This window comes from Janibacter indicus, from assembly GCF_900176385.1.
GTDB lineage: Bacteria > Actinomycetota > Actinomycetes > Actinomycetales > Dermatophilaceae > Janibacter > Janibacter indicus.
Genome location: NZ_FWXN01000003.1, coordinates 162,378 through 181,940, shown reverse-complemented (window position 1 = coordinate 181,940; position 19,563 = coordinate 162,378). Strand labels below are relative to the sequence as shown.

Annotated in this window: 21 protein-coding genes; 4 read left to right on the top strand and 17 right to left on the bottom strand. The window is 70.8% G+C overall.

What is annotated here, in order from left to right:
- Positions 1-3: 3 nt before the first annotated feature.
- Together rpsI and rplM are read right to left on the bottom strand one after the other, a co-directional pair.
- Complete coding sequence (gene rpsI, locus B9B60_RS04510) at positions 4-513, bottom strand: 30S ribosomal protein S9 (protein ID WP_072623796.1); 510 nt, start codon at positions 511-513, stop codon at positions 4-6.
- A 30-nt stretch (positions 514-543) separates the two neighbouring features.
- Complete coding sequence (rplM, locus tag B9B60_RS04505; RefSeq protein WP_072623795.1) at positions 544-987, bottom strand: 50S ribosomal protein L13; 444 nt, start codon at positions 985-987, stop codon at positions 544-546.
- A gap of 230 nt (positions 988-1,217) precedes the next feature.
- Between rplM and B9B60_RS04500 the strand changes: the two genes are divergently transcribed.
- Both B9B60_RS04500 and lepB read left to right on the top strand, forming a co-directional pair.
- Positions 1,218-1,781: a winged helix-turn-helix domain-containing protein gene (locus B9B60_RS04500; protein ID WP_084450033.1), complete on the top strand. Its 564-nt coding sequence runs from the start codon at positions 1,218-1,220 to the stop codon at positions 1,779-1,781.
- 20 nt (positions 1,782-1,801) lie between these two features.
- Complete coding sequence (gene lepB / locus B9B60_RS04495; RefSeq protein ID WP_234993735.1) at positions 1,802-2,497, top strand: signal peptidase I; 696 nt, start codon at positions 1,802-1,804, stop codon at positions 2,495-2,497.
- Between the two features lies 1 nt (position 2,498).
- Here the strand turns inward: lepB and truA are convergent, their stop codons facing one another.
- The 8 genes from truA to infA all read right to left on the bottom strand — a co-directional run bounded on the left by truA (position 2,499) and on the right by infA (position 7,408).
- On the bottom strand, positions 2,499-3,326 hold the full coding sequence (gene truA / locus B9B60_RS04490) for a tRNA pseudouridine(38-40) synthase TruA (RefSeq protein ID WP_084450032.1): 828 nt from the start codon (positions 3,324-3,326) through the stop codon (positions 2,499-2,501).
- A 136-nt stretch (positions 3,327-3,462) separates the two neighbouring features.
- Complete coding sequence (rplQ, locus tag B9B60_RS04485; protein WP_072623792.1) at positions 3,463-4,014, bottom strand: 50S ribosomal protein L17; 552 nt, start codon at positions 4,012-4,014, stop codon at positions 3,463-3,465.
- A 59-nt stretch (positions 4,015-4,073) separates the two neighbouring features.
- Entirely contained in the window at positions 4,074-5,108 is a 1,035-nt protein-coding gene (locus B9B60_RS04480; protein ID WP_084450031.1) for a DNA-directed RNA polymerase subunit alpha, read from the bottom strand.
- A 148-nt stretch (positions 5,109-5,256) separates the two neighbouring features.
- Entirely contained in the window at positions 5,257-5,865 is a 609-nt protein-coding gene (gene rpsD, locus B9B60_RS04475; RefSeq protein WP_072623790.1) for a 30S ribosomal protein S4, read from the bottom strand.
- 29 nt (positions 5,866-5,894) lie between these two features.
- Positions 5,895-6,293: a 30S ribosomal protein S11 gene (gene rpsK, locus B9B60_RS04470; protein WP_007928041.1), complete on the bottom strand. Its 399-nt coding sequence runs from the start codon at positions 6,291-6,293 to the stop codon at positions 5,895-5,897.
- 74 nt (positions 6,294-6,367) lie between these two features.
- Positions 6,368-6,739 carry a 30S ribosomal protein S13 gene (rpsM, locus tag B9B60_RS04465; RefSeq protein WP_084450030.1) on the bottom strand — a complete coding sequence of 124 codons (372 nt, stop codon included), beginning with the start codon at positions 6,737-6,739 and terminating at the stop codon, positions 6,368-6,370.
- A gap of 227 nt (positions 6,740-6,966) precedes the next feature.
- A complete protein-coding gene (rpmJ, locus tag B9B60_RS04460) occupies positions 6,967-7,080 on the bottom strand; it encodes a 50S ribosomal protein L36 (protein ID WP_007928044.1) in 114 nt (37 codons plus the stop codon).
- A gap of 106 nt (positions 7,081-7,186) precedes the next feature.
- A complete protein-coding gene (gene infA / locus B9B60_RS04455) occupies positions 7,187-7,408 on the bottom strand; it encodes a translation initiation factor IF-1 (RefSeq protein ID WP_007928045.1) in 222 nt (73 codons plus the stop codon).
- Positions 7,409-7,621: 213 nt separating this feature from the next.
- Here infA and B9B60_RS04450 point away from each other — a divergent pair, with 213 nt between their 5' ends.
- Both B9B60_RS04450 and B9B60_RS04445 read left to right on the top strand, forming a co-directional pair.
- Entirely contained in the window at positions 7,622-9,295 is a 1,674-nt protein-coding gene (locus tag B9B60_RS04450; protein ID WP_084450029.1) for a BCCT family transporter, read from the top strand.
- Between the two features lie 67 nt (positions 9,296-9,362).
- On the top strand, positions 9,363-10,889 hold the full coding sequence (locus B9B60_RS04445; RefSeq protein ID WP_084450028.1) for a CPBP family intramembrane glutamic endopeptidase: 1,527 nt from the start codon (positions 9,363-9,365) through the stop codon (positions 10,887-10,889).
- A gap of 12 nt (positions 10,890-10,901) precedes the next feature.
- On the opposite strand, the gene meaB is transcribed toward B9B60_RS04445, so the two are convergent.
- From meaB to rplO, 7 genes are all read right to left on the bottom strand, one after another.
- Positions 10,902-11,897: a methylmalonyl Co-A mutase-associated GTPase MeaB gene (meaB, locus tag B9B60_RS04440; RefSeq protein ID WP_084450027.1), complete on the bottom strand. Its 996-nt coding sequence runs from the start codon at positions 11,895-11,897 to the stop codon at positions 10,902-10,904.
- Entirely contained in the window at positions 11,890-14,100 is a 2,211-nt protein-coding gene (gene scpA, locus B9B60_RS04435; protein WP_084450026.1) for a methylmalonyl-CoA mutase, read from the bottom strand. The genes meaB and scpA overlap by 8 nt, the downstream gene beginning before the upstream one ends.
- Positions 14,097-15,962: a methylmalonyl-CoA mutase family protein gene (locus tag B9B60_RS04430; protein ID WP_234993734.1), complete on the bottom strand. Its 1,866-nt coding sequence runs from the start codon at positions 15,960-15,962 to the stop codon at positions 14,097-14,099. The genes scpA and B9B60_RS04430 overlap by 4 nt, the downstream gene beginning before the upstream one ends.
- Positions 15,963-16,134: 172 nt before the next feature.
- Positions 16,135-16,983: a type I methionyl aminopeptidase gene (gene map / locus B9B60_RS04425; protein ID WP_084450024.1), complete on the bottom strand. Its 849-nt coding sequence runs from the start codon at positions 16,981-16,983 to the stop codon at positions 16,135-16,137.
- Between the two features lie 3 nt (positions 16,984-16,986).
- On the bottom strand, positions 16,987-17,550 hold the full coding sequence (locus B9B60_RS04420; RefSeq protein ID WP_084450023.1) for an adenylate kinase: 564 nt from the start codon (positions 17,548-17,550) through the stop codon (positions 16,987-16,989).
- Complete coding sequence (gene secY / locus B9B60_RS04415; RefSeq protein ID WP_072623781.1) at positions 17,550-18,872, bottom strand: preprotein translocase subunit SecY; 1,323 nt, start codon at positions 18,870-18,872, stop codon at positions 17,550-17,552. The genes B9B60_RS04420 and secY overlap by 1 nt, the downstream gene beginning before the upstream one ends.
- A 203-nt stretch (positions 18,873-19,075) precedes the next feature.
- A complete protein-coding gene (rplO, locus tag B9B60_RS04410; protein ID WP_084450022.1) occupies positions 19,076-19,561 on the bottom strand; it encodes a 50S ribosomal protein L15 in 486 nt (161 codons plus the stop codon).
- Positions 19,562-19,563 lie beyond the last annotated feature (2 nt).

Genomic DNA, 19,563 nt, shown 5'->3' with positions numbered 1-19,563 from the left:
GGATCAGCGCTTGCTGTACTGCGGCGCCTTGCGGGCCTTCTTGAGACCGGCCTTCTTGCGCTCCGGGACGCGGGCGTCACGGGTGAGGTAGCCGGCCTTCTTCAGGGTGGCGCGGTTGAGCTCGGGGTCGACGCCGTTGAGCGAGCGGGCGACGCCGAGACGGACGGCACCGGCCTGGCCGGAGGGGCCACCGCCGTGGACGCGCACGAGCACGTCGTAGGCGCCGTCGAGCTCGAGCGCGACGAGCGGCTCGTTGACGATCTGCTGGTGGACCTTGTTGGGGAAGTAGTCCTCGAGCGCACGCCCGTTGACCTTCCACTCGCCGGTGCCCGGGACGATCCGGACGCGGGCGATGGCCTGCTTGCGGCGGCCGGTCGCGGAGCCGGGAGCGGACGCGGAGGGGCGGCGCACGGGCTCGTCGGTGCCGACGGGGCCCTCGGACTCGGAGGTGTAGGAGCTCAGCTCGGGCTCGTCGCCCTCGAGCACCTCGATGTTGTCGGTGGTGTCAGCCACAGTGGTTCCTCAGTTCCTTGTCGGCGGCGCTTACTGCGCGACCTGGGAGATCGTGTAGGGGGTGGGCTGCTGAGCGGCGTGCGGGTGCTCGGCACCGGCGTAGACCTTGAGCTTGCTCAGCTGCTGGCGGCCGAGGCTGTTGCGGGGCAGCATGCCGCGCACGGCCTTCTCGACGGCGCGCGTCGGGTGCTTCTCCAGCATCTCGGTGTAGTTCATCGAGGACAGACCGCCCGGGTGACCCGAGTGACGGTAGGCGCGCTTCTGCTCGGCCTTGGCGCCGGTCAGCGCGATCTTGTCGGCGTTGATGATGATGACGAAGTCGCCGGTGTCCACGTGGGGGGCGAAGGTCGTCTTGTGCTTGCCGCGCAGCAGGGTCGCGGCCTGGCTCGCGAGGCGGCCGAGCACGACGTCCGTGGCGTCGATGATGTGCCACTGACGGGTGATCTCACCGCCCTTGGGGGTGTACGTGCGCATGTCAATGCCTTCTGCTCGTCGTTCGCTTGCCCCTGCGGGGGCGAAGGGGAGGCGCCGCACGTCGCGAGGACGGGGCGCCGCTGGGTTCAATTCTACGGACCGGCCCCCTCCCGCCGAAATCCGCACAACAGCCCCAAAACCCTTGGTACGCCGGGCATCTCACACGATCTCAGGGCGTCCACAACGGCCACCCAGCGGCGATTGCACAAAACTTGTGCAATCGTGGAGGGGTGACGGACTCCCCTTCGACCGCGCCTTGGCGACTGCTCGCCCACCCGCTGCGCTCGCGCATCCTGGCCCACCTGCGGCTGCACGGTGGTGCCACCGCCGCCGAGCTCGCCCGCGCGCTGGGCACCAACACCGGCGCCACGAGCTACCACGCCCGGGTGCTCGCCGACGCGGGGCTGCTCGAGGACACCGGCCTCGGCGACGGCCGCTCCCGCGTGTGGGCCGCGGCCGAGGAGGACGAGGAGCGCGCCGTCGACACCTCCGTCGCCGTGAGCACGATCGACGACGCCGACGACGTCGCCGACGCGCTGTGGCTCGCCCACGACCTCGTCGACCATCACGCCCAGCGGATGCACGGCTGGGTCGACGCCCAGGTGTCGTGGCCCCTGGTCTGGCAGGAGGAGTGCGGGCTCGACGACCGCGAGGTCCTCGTCGACGAGACCCAGCTGGCCGCGCTGCGGGCCGAGCTCGGCGCGGTGCTCGAGCGCTACCGACGACGCGGCGCCGGCACCCCGGGCGCGCGCCGGGTCTCCGCGGTCGTCGCCCTCACCCCCCTGCCCCGCTGACCCGACATAGGCTGACGCGCGTGAGCGAGGGCACCGAGGGCGAACGGCACTGGCTGTGGGGCGTGCTGCTGCGCATCACGATCGCCTTCGCGGTCCTGGCGCTCGTCACCCACACGCTCGTGCGGCCCTTCGTCATCCCGAGCGGGTCCATGGAGCCGACCCTGATGACCGGCGACCGCGTCGTCGCCCAGGTCGTCGGTGTCGACGGCGACGACCTCGAGCGCGGTGACATCGTCGTCTTCGGCCACGGCGAGACCTGGGACGCCGCTCGCATCGACGAGACCCACCCCGTCAAGGACGTCCTGCGCTACGCGGGCGACCTCCTCGGCGCCGGCCCCAGCCACACCGCCCACACGGTCAAGCGGGTCATCGGTCTGCCCGGCGAGACGCTCTCCTGCTGCGACGCACAGGGGCGCGTGCTCGTCGACGGCGAGCCCCTCGACGAGCCCTACGTCCGCCACGACCTGCCCTTCCTGCGGGGCGCCGACTGCAGCCGCGAAGGTGCCCCGCAGCGCTGCTTCCCCGAGGTGACCGTCCCCGACGACTCCTACCTCGTCCTCGGCGACAACCGCGCCAACAGCGCCGACTCGGTCATGGGCTGCCGTGGCCGCGGCACCGGCCCCTGCGAGGCCCGCTTCGTGCACGCCGACCGGGTCGTCGGCACCCTCGGCTGGCGCTGGTGGCCGCTGCCGCCGGGTGGCGCCGAGCGCGACTGAGCTAGTCCCGCCGGGCCCGCGCCTCGTGCGCCCGCGCGGCGAGCGCGTCGTCGGCCGGATAGCTCACCTCGACGAGGCACAGGCCGTGCGCCGGCATGACCTTGACCCGCGGGTCCCGGGCGCCAGCGGTGAGCACCTCGGCCGGGAAGCCCGCACCCCGGTCCCCCGCCCCCACCGGCACGAGCGCCCCGATGAGCGCCCGGACCATCGAGTGGCAGAAGGCGTCGGCGACGACCGTCGCCTCGAGCAGCCCGTCGTCGCGTCGGGCCCAGTCGTAGCGCAGCAGGGTGCGCGTCGTCGTGGCCCCCTCGCGCTTCTTGCAGAAGGCCGCGAAGTCGCGCAGCCCGAGCAGCTCCTGGGCCGCCGCGTGCATCGCGTCGACGTCGAGCGGGCTGCGCAGCGAGACCACCTCACGGCGACGAAGGGGGTCCACCCGGGCCGGGTCGTCACCGACGAGGTAGCGGTAGCGCCGGCTCGTCGCGGAGAAGCGGGCGTCGAAGCCCTCGGGCGCCCGCGCCACCCGGTGGACGACGACGTCGGGCGGCAGCACACCGCGCAGCAGGGTCGCGAGGGCCTCCTCGGGTGCGCGGTCGGAGTGGCCCACGGCGCGCTCCAACTCCTCTGGCTCGAGGTCGACGTGGACGACCTGCCCGGCGGCGTGGACCCCTGCATCGGTCCGCCCGGCGACGGTCAGCCGCGCCGGCTCGTTCAGTCGCAGCACCGTCGTCACCGCGGCCGCGAGCTCTCCCTCGACCGTCCGCAGCCCCGGCTGCGCCGCCCACCCGTGGAAGTCGGTGCCGTCGTAGGCGAGGTCGAGACGCAGCCGCATGCGGGTCAGCGTAGGCGAGGCACGACGAAGGCGATGTCCTGAGGCGTGAGGCCGCCCGCGGCCGAGCACACGAAGGGGCGCCGCCCACCCGGTGGGGTGAGCGGCGCCCTTCGTGCTGCACGGGTCGAGCGAGGCCTCAGGCCTCGTCGGACTCCTGCTGCTTGGCCTCGCCACCGGCGGGGGCCGCGGTCTCGTCGGCCGCGGTCTCGTCGGCGGTGGTCTCCTCGACCGTGGTCTCCTCGGCCGGGGCCTGCTCGGCCTCGTCCTTGGCGGAGCGCTGGGTGGCGGCCTCGGCCTCGGCGACGACGGCGCGCTTCGGCTTGGCGTCGACGGGCTCGCGGACGAGCTCGATGACGCACATCGGGGCGTTGTCACCCTTGCGCGGGGCGATCTTGGTGATGCGCGTGTAGCCGCCCTGGCGCTCGGCCATGTCGGGGGCGATCTCGACGAAGAGGCGGTGGACGACGCTCTTGTCCTGGACGGTCGTCATGACCTTGCGGCGCGCGTGCAGGTCGCCGCGCTTGGCGAAGGTGATGAGGCGCTCGGCCAGGGGACGCAGACGCTTGGCCTTGGCCTGCGTCGTCGTGATCTGGTCGTGCTCGAAGAGCGCGGTGGCGAGGTTCGCGAGGATGAGCCGCTCGTGAGCCGGGCCGCCACCGATACGGGGACCCTTGGTGGGGGTGGGCATGGTGTTCTCCTTGGAGGTTCTGACCTACCGCGTCGGCGGTGAGGTCGGGAAGCGGTGGGTCAGAGCTGCTCGTCCTCGGCGAACGAGGCATCCTCGTCGCCGGACTCGTCGTAGTCGTCCTCGCCGTAGCCGGGGATGGCCGTCGGGTCGAAGCCGGGAGGGCTGTCCTTGAGGGCCAGGCCCATCTCGTGCAGCTTGGCCTTGACCTCGTCGATCGACTTCGCGCCGAAGTTGCGGATGTCGAGCAGGTCGGCCTCGCTGCGACCCACGAGCTCACCCACGCTGTGGATGCCCTCGCGCTTGAGGCAGTTGTACGAGCGGACCGTGAGGTCCAGGTCCTCGATCGGCAGGGCCAGGTCGGCGGCGATCGCGGCGTCGGTCGGCGAGGGGCCCATGTCGATGCCCTCGGCCTCGACGTTGAGCTCCCGGGCCAGACCGAAGAGCTCGACGAGGGTCTTGCCGGCGGAGGCCAGCGCGTCCCGGGGGGCGATCGAGTTCTTGGTCTCGACGTCGACCACGAGCTTGTCGAAGTCGGTGCGCTGCTCGACACGGGTCGCCTCGACCTTGTAGGTCACGGCGAGGACCGGCGAGTAGATGGAGTCGACCGGGATGCGGCCGATCTCCTGGTCACCGGTCTTGTTCTGCTGCGCCGAGACGTAGCCGCGGCCGCGCTCGACGGTCAGCTCCATCTCGATGGAGCCCTTGTCGTTGAGGGTGGCGATGTGCAGGTCGGGGTTGTGGACCTCGACACCGGCCGGGGGGTTGATGTCGGCGGCGGTGACCGCGCCGGCACCCGACTTGCGCAGGTACATCACGACCGGCTCGTCGTTCTCGCTGGAGACGACGAGGGACTTGATGTTGAGGATGATCTCGGTGACGTCCTCCTTGACCCCGGGGATCGTGGAGAACTCGTGGAGCACGCCGTCGATCCGGATCGAGGTGAGGGAGGCACCCGGGATGCTCGAGAGCAGGGTGCGACGCAGCGAGTTGCCGATGGTGTAGCCGAAGCCGGGCTCGAGGGGCTCGATGACGAACCGCGAGCGGTTGTCGGCGATGACCTCTTCGCTGAGGTTGGGGCGCTGTGCGATGAGCACGTCTGTTTCCTTCCCACGGGCGACCGCTATATGACGCCTCGTGAAGGTGCCGGTCTGGTGGCCGGCGGTTGGTGCGCCTCTGTCCGTGCACCAACCGTGAGGCTCCTGCCCCCTTCGCACGAGGCGAAGGGAGCAGGAGCGACGGTGATCAGTTCTTCGAGTAGAGCTCGACGATCAGCTGCTCGGTGAGCTGGGTGTCGATCTGCTCGCGGGTCGGCAGCTGGTGCACGAGGATCTTGAGGCTGCCGGGGACGACGTGGAGCCACGCCGGGACCGGACGCTCGCCGAAGGTCTCACGCGCGAGCTGGAAGGGGAAGGCCTCCACCGACTGCTTGCGGACCGTGATGATGTCGTACTGCTCGACGCGCTGGCTCGGGACGTCGGTGCGGACACCGTTGACCTCGAAGTGGCCGTGCGTGACGAGCTGGCGGGCCTGACGACGCGTGCGGGCCAGGCCCGCGCGGTAGATGACGTTGTCGAGGCGCGACTCGAGGATGGTCAGCAGGTTGTGACCGGTCTGGCCGGGGCGGTTGGCCGCCTCCTTGTAGTACCGGACGAACTGCTTCTCCATGACGCCGTAGGTGAAGCGGGCGCGCTGCTTCTCCTGCAGCTGGGTGAGGTACTCCTTCTCCTGGATCCGCCGACGGCCGTGCTGGCCCGGGGGGAAGGGACGGAGCTCGAAGTTCTTGTCGCCGCCGACGAGGTCGAGCTTGAGTCGACGCGACTTCTTGGTGATGGGGCCGGTGTAACGAGCCATGTCTTATCTGTCTCCCGTATCTCTGCTGCTCAGACGCGACGGCGCTTGGGCGGGCGGACACCGTTGTGCGGGCTGGGCGTGACGTCCTGGATCGCGCCGACCTCGAGGCCGGCGGCGGTCAGGGAGCGGATCGCGGTCTCGCGACCGGAGCCCGGGCCCTTGACGAAGACGTCGACCTTCTTCATGCCGTGCTCCATGGCACGACGTGCAGCGGCCTCGGCAGCCATCTGGGCGGCGTACGGGGTGGACTTGCGCGAGCCCTTGAAGCCGACCTGGCCGGCGGAGGCCCACGAGATCACGGCACCGGTGGGGTCGGTGATCGAGATGATCGTGTTGTTGAACGTGCTCTTGATGTGGGCCTGGCCCACGGCCACGTTCTTCTTGACCTTGCGACGCACCTTGGCGCCGGAGCGGGTCTTGGGGGGCATGTTTCTCCTACGAAGTTCTTCGGTGTGTGGTGATCACCGCGCGGCGTGAGCCGGCAGCGGCGAGCCGTGGTGTGTCAGGCCTTCTTCTTGCCTGCGACGGTGCGCTTCGGGCCCTTGCGGGTCCGGGCGTTGGTCTTGGTGCGCTGACCGCGGACCGGGAGACCGCGGCGGTGCCGCAGGCCCTCGTAGGTGCCGATCTCGACCTTGCGGCGGATGTCGGCGGCCACCTCGCGGCGGAGGTCACCCTCGAGCTGGACGTTGGCCTCGAGGTAGTCGCGGAGGGCGACGAGCTGGTCGTCGCTGAGGTCCTTCACGCGGGTGCTCGGGTCGACGCCGGTCTCGGCGAGGGCCTTGCTTGCGGTCGTGCGTCCCACACCGAAGATGTAGGTCAGGGCGACCTCGGCGCGCTTCTCGCGCGGCAGGTCGACTCCAACAAGTCGTGCCATGTGCTGGCTTCCTTCTCGTGATTCGGAGGTCTGGTGCACCACCGATCCGGCGGTGGTCCCCGCCGATGGGGGCGGGCCGCTCGGTCCCCGGCCTCCGAGCCGGGGGTGACGTCCTGCTCCGCGAAGGGGGCAGGGGCCGGGTGGTGCGTGCTTCTTGATGTTGGCGTTGCTCGAGGATCTGTGGCGATGAGCCAAGGTCCCCGCCGTGCGGGCCGTGGTGGCCGCGATCAGCCCTGGCGCTGCTTGTGGCGCAGGTTGTCGCAGATCACCATGACCCGACCGTTACGGCGGATCACCTTGCACTTGTCGCAGATCTTCTTGACGCTCGGCTGAACCTTCATTGCCGTCTCGCATCTTTCATCGATCTGTCCCGACCCACGGGTGGTGGATGCCGGGTCGTGCGGGAGTTGCGTCCCTCGTCGGTCGCCGGGTCGACGACCGCCTCGGTCAGCGGTAACGGAAGACGATCCGGCCGCGGGTCAGGTCGTACGGGCTGAGCTCGACGACAACCTTGTCCTCGGGGAGGATTCGGATGTAGTGCTGCCGCATCTTGCCCGAGATGTGGGCGAGAACCTTGTGACCGTTGGTCAGCTCGACCCGGAACATTGCGTTCGGGAGCGCTTCGACGATCGTGCCCTCGACCTCGATGACACCGTCCTTCTTGGCCATACCCTCTCAATCCGTTGGTGGTCGCCTCCTGGATGGAGGCCACCGGGTCCGGCACGCGCGCGATGGCCTCCTCGACGAGCGAGGAGGCATGACACACGTAGCCGACGATCAAGACTAGTGGACGAAGACGCCGGGGACGAAATCCACCCCTGAGCGCCCCGGTTTGCCAGACTCGGGGGTCCGGATGCTGACCCCCTTCGAAAGGATCACACCGTGGACGCACTGGCTCGCAAACTGGGACTGCGCACCCACCCCACCATCTTCTTCGTCTCGGCGGGCCTCATGGTCCTCTTCCTGCTCGTGCTGCTGGTCTTCCCCACCCAGCTGAGCTCGGTCTTCGGCAGCGGGCGCGAGTGGATCGTCACCAACCTGGGCTGGTACTTCATCTTCGGCGTGACCGCGTGGGTGATCATGCTCCTCGCCGTGGCCTTCAGCCCCTACGGTCAGGTCCAGCTGGGCCGCAAGGAGACACCCCCCGAGTACAGCTTCGCCTCGTGGTTCGCCATGCTCTTCGCCGGCGGCATCGGCACCATCCTGATGTTCTGGGGCGTCGCCGAGCCGATCTCGCACTTCAGCGAGCCGCCTCGGTCCGGGGTCGAGCCCTACACGGTCGAGGCGGCCCAGGATGGCATGAACTTCGCGCTGTACCACCTGAGCCTGCACACGTGGGCGATCTTCTGCCTGCCGGGTCTGGCCTTCGCCTACTTCATCCACCGCTACGAGCTGCCCGTGCGGGTCAGCTCGGTCTTCTACCCGCTGCTCAAGGACCGCATCTACGGCCCGATCGGTCGCGCCATCGACATCCTCGCGATCCTTGGCACCCTCTTCGGCGTGGCCGTCTCGATCGGTCTGGGAACCTCGCAGATCGGCGCCGGCCTGGGCGAGCTCTTCGGCTGGTCCAACGACACGACCCTGCAGGTGCTCATCATCGTCGTGCTCACGACCGTCGCGACGACGTCGATCGTGCGCGGCCTCGACAAGGGCGTCAAGCTGCTGTCGAACATCAACATCGGCATGGCCATCGCGCTGATGATCTTCGTCCTGCTCACCGGCGGGATGACCCTCTTCCTCATCCGCGAGATGTTCGAGACCACCGGAAACTTCGTCGCCGCGCTGCCCGAGCTCATGCTGTGGAACGACGCCCTCGCCGACGTCACCAAGGACGACGGCTGGGGCTGGCAGGGCGGGTGGACCGTCTTCTACTGGGCGTGGACGGTGAGCTGGGCCCCCTTCATGGGGATCTTCCTCGCGCGCATCTCCAAGGGCCGCACCGTCCGCGAGTTCGTGCTCGGTGTCCTCTTCGCCCCGACGCTGTTCACGATCATCTGGTTCGTCACCTTCGGCTGGTCGGCCCTGCGCATCGACGGCATGGACGGGCAGGAGGGGCCGATCTCAGCGGCCGTCGCCGAGTCGGTCCCACTGTCGATGTTCGCCTTCTTCGACAACTACCCGGCGACGACCATCGTGAAGGGCCTGGCGGTCCTCATCGTGGCGATCTTCTTCGCGACGAGCTCGGACTCGGCCTCGCTCGTCGTCGACATGCTGTGCACCGGCGACGGCGACGCCGGCCCCACCCGTCAGCGGGTCTTCTGGGGAGTGAGCGAGGGCGTCCTCGCGGCCCTGCTCATCGTCCTGGCCGGCGACAAGGGCCTCGAGGCCCTGCAGGAGGTCATCACCGTCATCGGGCTACCGATGTTCACCCTGATGTTCGTGGCGGGGATCAGCTTCGTCATCGCCCTGCGCAAGGAAAATCTGCAGTTCGTCACCAAGGTCGAGGGCGTCCCACCGGAGGCGGTCTCCGCCGGCCGGCAGGCCAGGGACCGTGGCGAGATCACCGGCGAGCTGCCGGTCGTCGAGGAGGAACCCGAGCCCTCCCCGCACACCTGAGCGCGCCCCTCCCGATCGGGCCGCGCACCCCGTCGGGGTGCGCGGCCCGGGCACGTAGGCTCGCCCCATGACCGGCCTGACCATCGCACTCGTCGGCGCGCCGGACTGGCCGGACGCCCCCTTCGTCGCCCGTGCCGTGGCCGCACTGGCCCCCGACGCGAGCGTGCGGTGGTTGCCCGCAGGGGCCGCCCTCACTCCCGACGTCGACGGCGTCTGGCTCCTCGCGCCGCCGGCGCAGGCACCGGCGACGACCCACGACACGACGACCGGCTGGGCCCTGCAGCTCGGCGTCCCGGTCCTCGGCCCCCTCCGCACGGACCAAGGGGGGAGCCTCACCCCCTCCCCCGGCAGCCGCCTGGCGGCCATCGGCGGCGAGGCTCCGGTCGACCTGCCGACACACACCGGCTCCGCCCGTCCCGGGCGTGACTACGTCGCCGCCCCGGGGACGATCTGGTTCGCGCAGGCCCACCGGGGCGCCGAGCCCGCAGTCGTCACCGCGGGGGGATCCCCCTTCGCCACGCTCACCGACTTCCCCGCGGCGACCGCCGACGGGGTCCACCCGCTGGCCCTCGACCTCGTCGCGGCGGCCCGCCAGCGCGCCGCCAGCCGCCACGCCCCCGCGGTCGCGCCGACCTCCGGCTCCTCGCTCGCGCCGCTGCCCGACGACGAGCCGCGCAGCTACGTGCACCAGATGCGCACGGCCGGCTACCGCTGGTGGCGCCCCTTCCTCGCGCTGGGGGCGGGCATCGCCACGTGGTTCGTCCTCGCGATGGCCCTGAGCATCGCGTGGTTCGTCCTCGACCCCTCGCTGCTCGAGAGCGGCGGCAGCACCGCCGACATCGACCCCGCCGACCCGGTGACGATGCTCATCAGCAACCTCACCCTCGCCGCGCTCATCCCCGCGACGCTCGTCGCCACCCGGGTCGGCCACTGGCGGCCGATGGGCCGACTGTGGTCGGTCGCCGGGCGCATCCGCTGGCGCTGGCTCGCCGTCGCCTCGGCCGTCACCCTCGTCATCTGGGGCGGCTACCTCGCCGCGGCCTGGGTGCTCTCCGGCGAGCAGCCCACCGAGCGGCCCGCCCACTGGCCCTGGCTGCTCGTCATCACCCTGCTCACCACGCCGCTGCAGTCGGCCGGCGAGGAGGTCGCCTTCCGCGGCGGGATCCTCCAGGGCGTCGGCGCGTGGATCAAGCGGCCGGTCGTCGCCCTCGTCGTCGGCACCGTGCTGTCCGCGGCGACCTTCGCCCTGGCGCACACCTCGCTCGACCCGTGGGTGCTGCTCGACCTCGGCGGCATGGCGGTCGCCTGCTGCTACCTCACCTGGCGCACCGGCGGGCTCGAGGCCGCCATCGTGCTGCACGTCGTCAACAACCTCGTCATCATCCTCGGCCTGACGATGCTCGGCGGCCTGTCCGACGCCTACGTCACCGAGGAGACGACGAGCACCGCTGCCTCAGGTGGCCTCGGGGTCGCGGCGACCTTCGTCATGACGGCGATCCTGCTGTGGCTGGCGCGCCGGACCGGGGTGGCCCCCAAGGGCTTCGGCCGCCCCGCCCTCTCCCCCGGCGCGCCCCCCGAGTCCGCATCTGCCTGAGGTCGCATTTCCTCAAGGTCGTGCGGCCAGGTCGCGCGAAAAGGCCGCGATGATCCGGGCAGCACCGTCGACGGCGCTCACCTCGCCGGTGCGCACGCCGGGGGTGATCTCGGCGAGCAACTCGCGCACCTGCGGCGAGCGACGCACGGCGTCGCGCAGCTCGGCGTCGACCATCGCCCACATCCACTCGCGCTGCTGCTCGGCCCGGCGGGCGTGCAGCGAGCCCTGGGCCTCGAGCCACTCGCGGTGCTCGAGCACCGCGGCCCACACGTCGTCGAGACCGTCGCCGGTCTGCGCGCTGCAGGTGAGCACGGGGGGACGGCGGGCGTCGGGGTCGGAGTTCATCAGCCGCATCGCGCCGGAGAGTTCTCGGGCGGCGACCCGCGCATCGCCGGCGTGCTCGCCGTCGGCCTTGTTGACCGCGATGACGTCGGCCATCTCGAGGATGCCGCGCTTGATGCCCTGCAGCTGGTCGCCGCCGCGGGCGAGCGCCAGCAGGAGGAAGGTGTCGACCATCTCGGCGACCGCGACCTCGGACTGACCGACGCCCACGGTCTCGACGAGCACGACGTCGAAGCCCGCGGCCTCGAGCACGAGCATCCCCTCACGGGTCGCGCGGGCGACCCCACCGAGGTGCGCGCCCGACGGCGACGGCCGCACGAAGGCGTCCTCGCTCGCCGTCAGCTGCGCCATCCGGGTGCGGTCACCGAGGACCGACCCGCCGGTGCGGGAGCTGCTCGGGTCGACGGCGACGACGGCGACCCGGTGACCGCGCTCGATAAGCCGGGTGCCGAGCGCGTCGATGAAGGTCGACTTGCCGGCCCCCGGGATACCCGAGATGCCCACGCGCATGCCCTGCCCGGTGTCGGGCGCGATGAGCGCGAGCAGCTCGCGAGCCCGCTCCCGGTGGTCCGGGCGCGAGGACTCGACGAGCGTGATCGCCCGGGCGATGTGGGCGCGCGAGCGCTCCCGCACCCCCCGGGCGAGGTCGGCGACCGACTCAGGCATCGGTGCCGGCGGCCCGCTCCCGCAGGCGGTCGACGAGACGGCCGGCCGCCTCGGCGATGACCGTGCCCGGCGGGTAGATGTCGTCGGCCCCGGCGGCACGCAGCTCGTCGAAGTCCTGATCGGGGATGACGCCACCCACGACGATCATCAGGTCCTCTCGGCCGAGGGAGTCGAGCTCCTGGCGCAGCGCCGGCACGAGGGTCAGGTGACCCGCGGCCAGCGACGACACCCCGACGACGTGCACGTCGCCCTCGACGGCCTGACGGGCCACCTCGCCGGGGGTCTGGAAGAGCGGGCCCACGTCGACGTCGAAGCCGAGGTCGGCGAAGGCGGTCGCGATGACCTTCTGGCCGCGGTCGTGGCCGTCCTGGCCCATCTTGGCGACGAGGATGCGGGGGCGGCGCCCCTCGGCCTGCTCGAAGTCGTCGACCTTGGCCAGGACCTCGTCCACGGCGCCACCCTTGCCAGCCTCGTCCCGGTACACACCCGAGATCGTACGGATCTGCGCGGTGTAGCGGCCGTAGACCTCCTCGAGCGCGGACGAGATCTCGCCGACGGTCGCCTTGGCCCGGGCCGCGTCGATCGCGAGCGCGAGCAGGTTGGTCTCCATGGTGCCGCCGTCGGCCTTCGCCGCCTCGGTGAGCGCTGCGAGGGCCGCGCGGGTCTCCCCTTCGTCGCGCTCGGCACGCAGCCGCTCGAGCTTGGCGATCTGGGAGGCCCGGACCGCGGCGTTGTCGACCTTGAGGATCTCGATGGCCTCGTCGGCGGTGCTCTCGGTGACGGGGTAGGTGTTGACGCCGATGACCGGCTGCTGGCCGGAGTCGATGCGCGCCTGGGTGCGGGCGGCCGCCTCCTCGATGCGCATCTTGGGGATGCCGGCCTCGATGGCCTTGGCCATGCCGCCGGCGGCCTCGACCTCCTCGATGTGGGCCCAGGCCCGCTGCGCGAGGTCGTGCGTCAGGCGCTCGACGTAGGCGCTGCCGCCCCACGGGTCGATGACGCGCGTCGTGCCCGACTCCTGCTGGAGGACGAGCTGGGTGTTGCGGGCGATGCGCGCCGAGAAGTCCGTCGGCAGCGCGATCGCCTCGTCGAGCGCGTTGGTGTGCAGGCTCTGGGTGTGGCCCTGGGTGGAGGCCATCGCCTCGACGCAGGTGCGCACGACGTTGTTGTAGACGTCCTGCGCGGTGAGGCTCCAGCCGGAGGTCTGCGAGTGGGTGCGCAGCGACAGCGACTTGGCATTGCCCGGCTCGAAGTTCTCCTTGACCAGGCGCGCCCACAGCAGGCGGGCCGCGCGCAGCTTGGCCACCTCCATGTAGAAGTTCATGCCGATGGCCCAGAAGAAGGACAGCCGGGGCGCGAAGGCGTCGACGTCCATGCCCGCGGCCTTGCCCGCCCGGATGTACTCGATGCCGTCGGCGAGGGTGTAGCCGAGCTCGAGGTCCTGCGTGGCCCCGGCCTCCTGCATGTGGTAGCCGGAGATCGAGATCGAGTTGAAGCGCGGCATCCGCTGGCTGGTGAAGGCGAAGATGTCGGAGATGATCCGCATCGAGGGTGCCGGCGGGTAGATGTAGGTGTTGCGGACCATGAACTCCTTGAGGATGTCATTTTGGATGGTTCCGCTCAGCTGCTCCGGGCTCACCCCCTGCTCCTCGGCCGCGACGACGTAGAGCGCGAGGACCGGCAGGACCGCGCCGTTCATCGTCATCGACACGCTCATCCGGTCCAGCGGGATCCCGTCGAAGAGCGTGCGCATGTCGTAGATCGAGTCGATCGCGACACCGGCCATGCCGACGTCGCCGGACACGCGCGGGTGGTCGCTGTCGTAGCCGCGGTGGGTCGCCAGGTCGAAGGCGACCGACAGGCCCTTCTGCCCGGCCGCGAGGTTGCGCCGGTAGAAGGCGTTGGACTCCTCGGCGGTCGAGAAGCCGGCGTACTGCCGGATCGTCCACGGCTGGTTGACGTACATCGTCGGGTAGGGCCCGCGGAGGAAGGGAGCCGCGCCGGGGGCGGTCTCGAGGAAGTCGAGGTCGGCGGTGTCGGCCTCGGTGTAGACCGGGGCGACCTCGATCTTCTCCGGGGTCTCCCAGCCCTCGGCCGCACCGGGGGTGGCGTCGACAGCCTGCTGCCAGCGCTCGGCGGCGTCGGCGGACGGGGCTCCGTCGCCGAGGTCGACGGTGTCGAAGCTGGGGATCTGCGCGCTCATGCGTCTGCTCCTGCCTGCGGGGCGCTCGGGGCGCCGAGGAGATCAAGAAGTTCTGCGAGGAAGTCCACGATATTGATGCCGTCGCGGACCTCGCCGTCGACGGTGGTGTCGCCGAGCTCGGCGGCCTTGCCGGCGACGAGGACCCGGCCGACGCCGGCGGAGCGAAGGGAGGCAACGCTCGCCTCGGCATGGGCCGAGTAGCCCGCGGCGGACGAGGCGATGATCGCGGCGGGCGCACCCTGGGCCGCGGTCAGGTCGGCGTCGGGACCGTCGACCTCGATGACCTCGGGGCGGATGCCCGCGACGCCGAGGAGGTTGGTGACGAAGGTCAGCCGCGCGGTGTGCTCGCGGGCCGGCCCCAGGGCCAGCACCGGGACGCTGACGTCACCGCCGGCCGTCCGCTCGCGCAGCGCCTCGAAGATCTCGGCGTCGCGGCGACGGGGCAGGCCACCGGTGGGCTCGGTCCGCGGCGTGCGGCTCAGAAGGGTCTCCCCGGCCAGCGGGAAGGTCGAGGTGCCGGTGATCGGCAGCGCCCGCGTGGCCAGCGCGGCGCCGCGCTCGGTGCTCGTCGCGGCCAGCCGCTCGGCGACGGTGCCGGCGGCGAGGGCTGCGGCCGCTCCCCCGGCGGCGTCGAGCTGCCCGAACCACGTCCAGGCCGCGCGGGCGAGGTCGTCGGTGAGCGACTCGACGTAGGCCGAACCTCCGGCCGGGTCGGCGACCCGGGCGACATTGGACTCGGACGACAGCAGGGACTGGGTGTTGCGGGCGACCCTGCGGGAGAAGGCGGTCGGCAGACCGAGCGCGTGGTCGTAGGGCAGCACGGTGATCGCGTCGGCGCCGCCGGCGGCGGCCGCGAAGCAGGCGATGGTGTCGCGCAGGATGTTGACCCACGGGTCGGTGCGCGTCTGCATGCGCCACGAGGTGACCGCGTGCACCCACGCGCCGCGGTCGGCCTCGGGGACCTCGAGCACCTCACCGACGCGCGCCCAGGTGCGACGCAGGGCGCGCAGCTTGGCGATCGTCGTGAACTGGTCGGCGGTCGCGGCCACGCGGAAGTCGATCCGGCGGAAGGTCTCGGCCGGCTCGACGCCGGCCTCGGCGAGGTGCCGGACGTAGTCGAGGGCGGTGGCCAGGGCGAGCGCGATCTCGTCCTGGTCGCTCGCGCCGGCATCGTGGTGGACCCGGGTGTCGACGGTGATGGCGCGCACCCCGGTGAAGCGGTCGGTGCACGTGGCGACGGCCTCGGCGAGCGGCGCGAGGTCGGGCGAGCCGCCGACCGTGGCGACCTGACCGATGGGGTCGTGGCCGAGGCTGCCACGCACCACGGTGGGGTCGACCCCCTTCGCCTCCCAGGCGGCGACGAGTGCGGCCGCCGCGGCGCTCTGGTCGTCGGTGGAGCTGACGACGACCGGGGCGAGGTCGACCATGACGTCGGTGAGGACCTCGGCGACGTCACCGGGGGCGATGCCGTCGGCGCCGACGTGCAGCCACACCGAGCTCACGCCGCGCTCGAGGTCGTGGAGCACCGCCGCGCGGCTCGCGGCCGCGTCGGGGTCGTCGTGCAGCTGGCGCACGTCCCACGGCTGGTCGGGGTTGCGCGGGCCACGGCCACGGGTGAAGGGCATCGCGCCCGGCAGGCCGAGGTCGGCACCGGGCTGCGGCCAGTAGATCGGCTCGATGTCGACGCCACCGGGCAGGTGGCTCGCGAGGGCCTCGCGGGCGCCGGCGCCGTCGACCTTGCGGTCGTCGGGGCGCGACTTGTTGACCACGGCGGCGGCCAGGTCGGCCCACGCGTCCGGGGCCACCGGGGCGAAGCCCTCGGCCAGCCCCATGACGTCGTCGCGTGCAGGGGGAAGGGTCATCCTCGAAACGCTCCTCATCGACCCGGCCGCGTCGTCACGGCGTCGGACATGACTGGTCTCGCACCCTACCGACCGACCCGCCGGGGCGAAGGGAGTGTCCAGCGTCGCGTGGGCCACACCGCCCCGCTCCCTGAGGAGCTTGCTCTGCACGCGTCTCGAAGGGTGCCCGAGATCAGTCCAGCGGGCCGAAGGGGGCGCCTCGCGCGGTGAGCTCCGCCTCGCCGCCGTCGAGGGCGGTGAGCACCCACAGACCGCGCTCGGTGAGCGCGACGGTGTGCTCCCAGTGGCTGGCGACGGCGCCGTCGTCGGTGGCGACGGTCCACTCGTCGGGCAGGACGTGGTTGGCCTGGTCGCCGAGGGTGACCATCGGCTCGATGGCCAGGGTCGTGCCGACGGGCGTGCGCGGCCGGCGGCCGGGCTCGCGGTAGTTGGGCACATTGGGCGGCAGGTGCATGTGCTCGCCGATGGCGTGGCCCGTGTAGTCCTGGACGATCCCGTAGTCGACGCCGTCGTCGCGGGCATCGTCGGTGATCGAGTCCTCGACCGCGCCGCCGATGTCGTTGAGGTCGCCGTCGGGACGAAGGGCGGCGAGCCCGGCCCAGAGAGAGCGCCGGGTGACGTCGTTGAGCCGGACCGCGGCCGGGTCACCGGCCTCGTCACCGCCGACGACGAGGGTGATGGCGCTGTCGCCGTTCCACCCGTCGACCTCGGCGCCGCAGTCGATGCTCAGCAGGTCGCCGTCGCGCAGCACCCGGTCGCCCGGGATGCCGTGGACGATCTCGTCGTTGACCGACGTGCACAGCGTGTTGACGTAGCCGGGGACGAGCTGGAAGTTGGGCACTCCCCCGCCGCTGCGGATGAAGTCCTCGGCGAGGGCGTCGAGCTGGCCGGTGGTGACGCCGGCGCGGACCTCGCCGCGCAGCATCTCCAGGGTGCGGCCGGTGAGCAGACCCGCCACGCGCATCGCCCGGATCTGGTCCGGGGTGCGCGGGCGGATCCGCTCACGGCCGAAGAGGGACACGGGTCAGGCGCCCAGGGCGGCGACGATGCGCTCGGCGACCTCGTCGACCTCGCCCTCGCCGTCGACCTGCACGAGCAGGTTGCGCTCGCCGTAGGCGTCGGACAGCGGCTTGGTCTCGCGGTGGTAGATGGCCATCCGCTCGCGGATGACCTCCTCGGTGTCGTCGACGCGACCCTCGAGCTCGGCGCGCTTGAGCAGTCGCTGGACGACGACCTCGTCGTCGACGACGAGCTCGAGCACCTTGTCGATCGAGTGGTCGGTCTTGGCCAGCATGGCGTCGAGCGCCGTGACCTGGGCGGTCGTGCGCGGGTAGCCGTCGAGGAGGAAGCCGGGGGCGGCGTCGTCCTGGGCCAGCCGGTCCTCGACGATGGCGTTGGTGATGTCGTCCGAGACATAACCGCCGGAGGCGAGGATCTCCTTGACTTGGAGACCGAGCTCGGTCTCGTTCTTGATGTTGGCTCGGAAGATGTCACCCGTGGAGATCGCGGGGATGCCGTAGTGCTCGGCGATCCGGCCGGCCTGCGTGCCCTTGCCGGCACCGGGGGGACCCAAAATGATCAGACGCATCAGCGGAGGAATCCTTCGTAGTGGCGTTGCTGGAGCTGGGACTCGATCTGCTTCACCGTCTCCAGACCGACCCCCACCATGATGAGGATAGAGGTACCGCCGAAGGGGAAGTTCTGGTTGGCCCCGACGAGCACGAGGGCGATGAGCGGGATCAACGAGACCAGAGCGAGGTAGATGGCGCCCGGCACGGTGATGCGGGTGAGCACGTACTGGAGGTATTCGGCCGTGGGTCGCCCGGCGCGGATACCGGGGATGAAGCCCCCGTACTTCTTCATGTTGTCGGCCACCTCGGTCGGGTTGAAGGTGATCGAGACGTAGAAGAAGGTGAAGAAGAGGATCATCGCGGTGAAGACCGCCATGTAGATCGGGTGGTCACCCGTGACGAGATAGGTGTTGATCCAGTCGACCCAGGCCGGGTTGTCGCCCGTCGGGTCGGTCTGGAACTGGGCGATCATCTGCGGCAGCGCGAGCATCGAGCTGGCGAAGATCACCGGGATGACGTTGGCCATGTTGACCTTGATCGGGATGTACGTCGAGGTGCCGCCGTACATCTGCCGGCCGACCATCTTCTTGGCGTACTGCACCGGGATGCGGCGTTGGCTCTGCTCGACGAAGACGACCGCGGCGATGATGACCAGGCCGATGGCGATGACGAGGAAGAAGATGTCCCAGCGGCCGTCGCGCTGCTGGATCGCCCACAGCGAGCCGGGGAAGGTCGCGGTGATCGAGGTGAAGATCAGCAGGGACATGCCGTTGCCGACGCCCTTGTCCGTGACGAGCTCGCCCAGCCACATGATCAGGCCCGTGCCGGCGGTCATCGTCAGGACCATGAGGATGATCGAGAACATCGAGTCGCGGTAGAGGATCGGCCCGCACTCGGCGTTGTTGAACAGGCTCGCGGGGTTGCGCGCGAAGGTGATGAAGGTGGCCGACTGCAGCACGGCGAGGGCGATCGTCAGGTAGCGCGTGTACTGCGTCATCTTCGCCTGGCCCTGCTGCCCCTCCTTCTTCAGCTGCTCGAAGCGGGGGATGACGACCGTGAGCAGCTGCACGATGATGCTCGCGGTGATGTAGGGCATGATCCCCAGCGCGAAGATCGACAGCTGGAGCAGGGCGCCACCACTGAAGAGGTTGGCCATCCCGAGGAAGTTGTTGCCCGCGTCGTCACGCGCACCGGCGATGCAGTCCTGCACCGCGGTGTAGTTGACGTTGGGCGTCGGCACGTGGGAGCCGAGCCGGAAGAGCACGATGATGCCCAGCGTGAAGAGCAGCTTGCGCCGCAGGTCGGGCGTCTTGAACGCCCGGGTGAAGACGGAGAGCACGTGGGTTCCTCCAGGACGGTGCCGAGGTGCAGATGTGAGCTGCAGGCAGGGAGCCCACCGGCGGCGGGCAACCTGTCAGACGATACCTGCCGCGACTGCGCGGTCGCGACGTGACCCGCGGCCCCCTTCGTCACAGGGGGCCGGGAGACGCGTCGAGGCCGTCCCGGGATCGGGACGGCCTCGACACGATGGACCGAAGGGGGTCAGCGAGCGGTGATGCTGCCGCCGGCCGCCTCGATCTTGTCCTTGGCGCTCGCGGAGAAGGCGTCGACCGTGAGGTCGACCTTCACCGTGATCTCGCCGGACCCGAGGACCTTGACCGGGTGTCCGCCACGGACGGCACCCTTGGCCACGAGCTCCTCGACACCCACGCTGCCACCCTCGGGGAAGAGGGCGGAGATGCGGTCGAGGTTCACGACCTGGTACTCGGTCTTGAAGGGGTTCTTGAAGCCACGGAGCTTCGGCAGACGCATGTGCAGCGGCGTCTGACCGCCCTCGAAGCGCTCCGGCACCTGGTACCGGGCCTTGGTGCCCTTGGTACCGCGGCCGGCGGTCTTGCCCTTGGAGGCCTCACCGCGACCCACACGGGTCTTCGCGGTCTTGGCGCCGGGGGCCGGACGCAGGTGGTGCACCTTGAGCGCGTGGGTCGAGCCCTGCTCCGGGTTCGGGGTGGCCTTGGAGTCAGCCATGA

Bases quoted from the DNA above. Each gene is read 5' to 3' on its own strand.
- B9B60_RS04445 (WP_084450028.1), top strand. From the start codon at position 9,363: ATGACCGGCCTGACCATCGCACTCGTCGGCGCGCCGGACTGGCCGGAC.
- rplM (WP_072623795.1), bottom strand. From the start codon at position 987: ATGCGCACGTACACCCCCAAGGGCGGTGAGATCACCCGTCAGTGGCAC.
- rplQ (WP_072623792.1), bottom strand. From the start codon at position 4,014: ATGCCCACCCCCACCAAGGGTCCCCGTATCGGTGGCGGCCCGGCTCAC.
- rpmJ (WP_007928044.1), bottom strand. From the start codon at position 7,080: ATGAAGGTTCAGCCGAGCGTCAAGAAGATCTGCGACAAGTGCAAGGTG.
- scpA (WP_084450026.1), bottom strand. From the start codon at position 14,100: ATGAGCGCGCAGATCCCCAGCTTCGACACCGTCGACCTCGGCGACGGA.
- rplO (WP_084450022.1), bottom strand. From the start codon at position 19,561: ATGGCTGACTCCAAGGCCACCCCGAACCCGGAGCAGGGCTCGACCCAC.
- rpsM (WP_084450030.1), bottom strand. From the start codon at position 6,739: ATGGCACGACTTGTTGGAGTCGACCTGCCGCGCGAGAAGCGCGCCGAG.
- B9B60_RS04420 (WP_084450023.1), bottom strand. From the start codon at position 17,550: ATGCGTCTGATCATTTTGGGTCCCCCCGGTGCCGGCAAGGGCACGCAG.
- infA (WP_007928045.1), bottom strand. From the start codon at position 7,408: ATGGCCAAGAAGGACGGTGTCATCGAGGTCGAGGGCACGATCGTCGAA.
- rpsD (WP_072623790.1), bottom strand. From the start codon at position 5,865: ATGGCTCGTTACACCGGCCCCATCACCAAGAAGTCGCGTCGACTCAAG.
- meaB (WP_084450027.1), bottom strand. From the start codon at position 11,897: ATGCCTGAGTCGGTCGCCGACCTCGCCCGGGGGGTGCGGGAGCGCTCG.
- B9B60_RS04430 (WP_234993734.1), bottom strand. From the start codon at position 15,962: ATGACCCTTCCCCCTGCACGCGACGACGTCATGGGGCTGGCCGAGGGC.
- rpsK (WP_007928041.1), bottom strand. From the start codon at position 6,293: ATGCCCCCCAAGACCCGCTCCGGCGCCAAGGTGCGTCGCAAGGTCAAG.
- truA (WP_084450032.1), bottom strand. From the start codon at position 3,326: ATGCGGCTGCGTCTCGACCTCGCCTACGACGGCACCGACTTCCACGGG.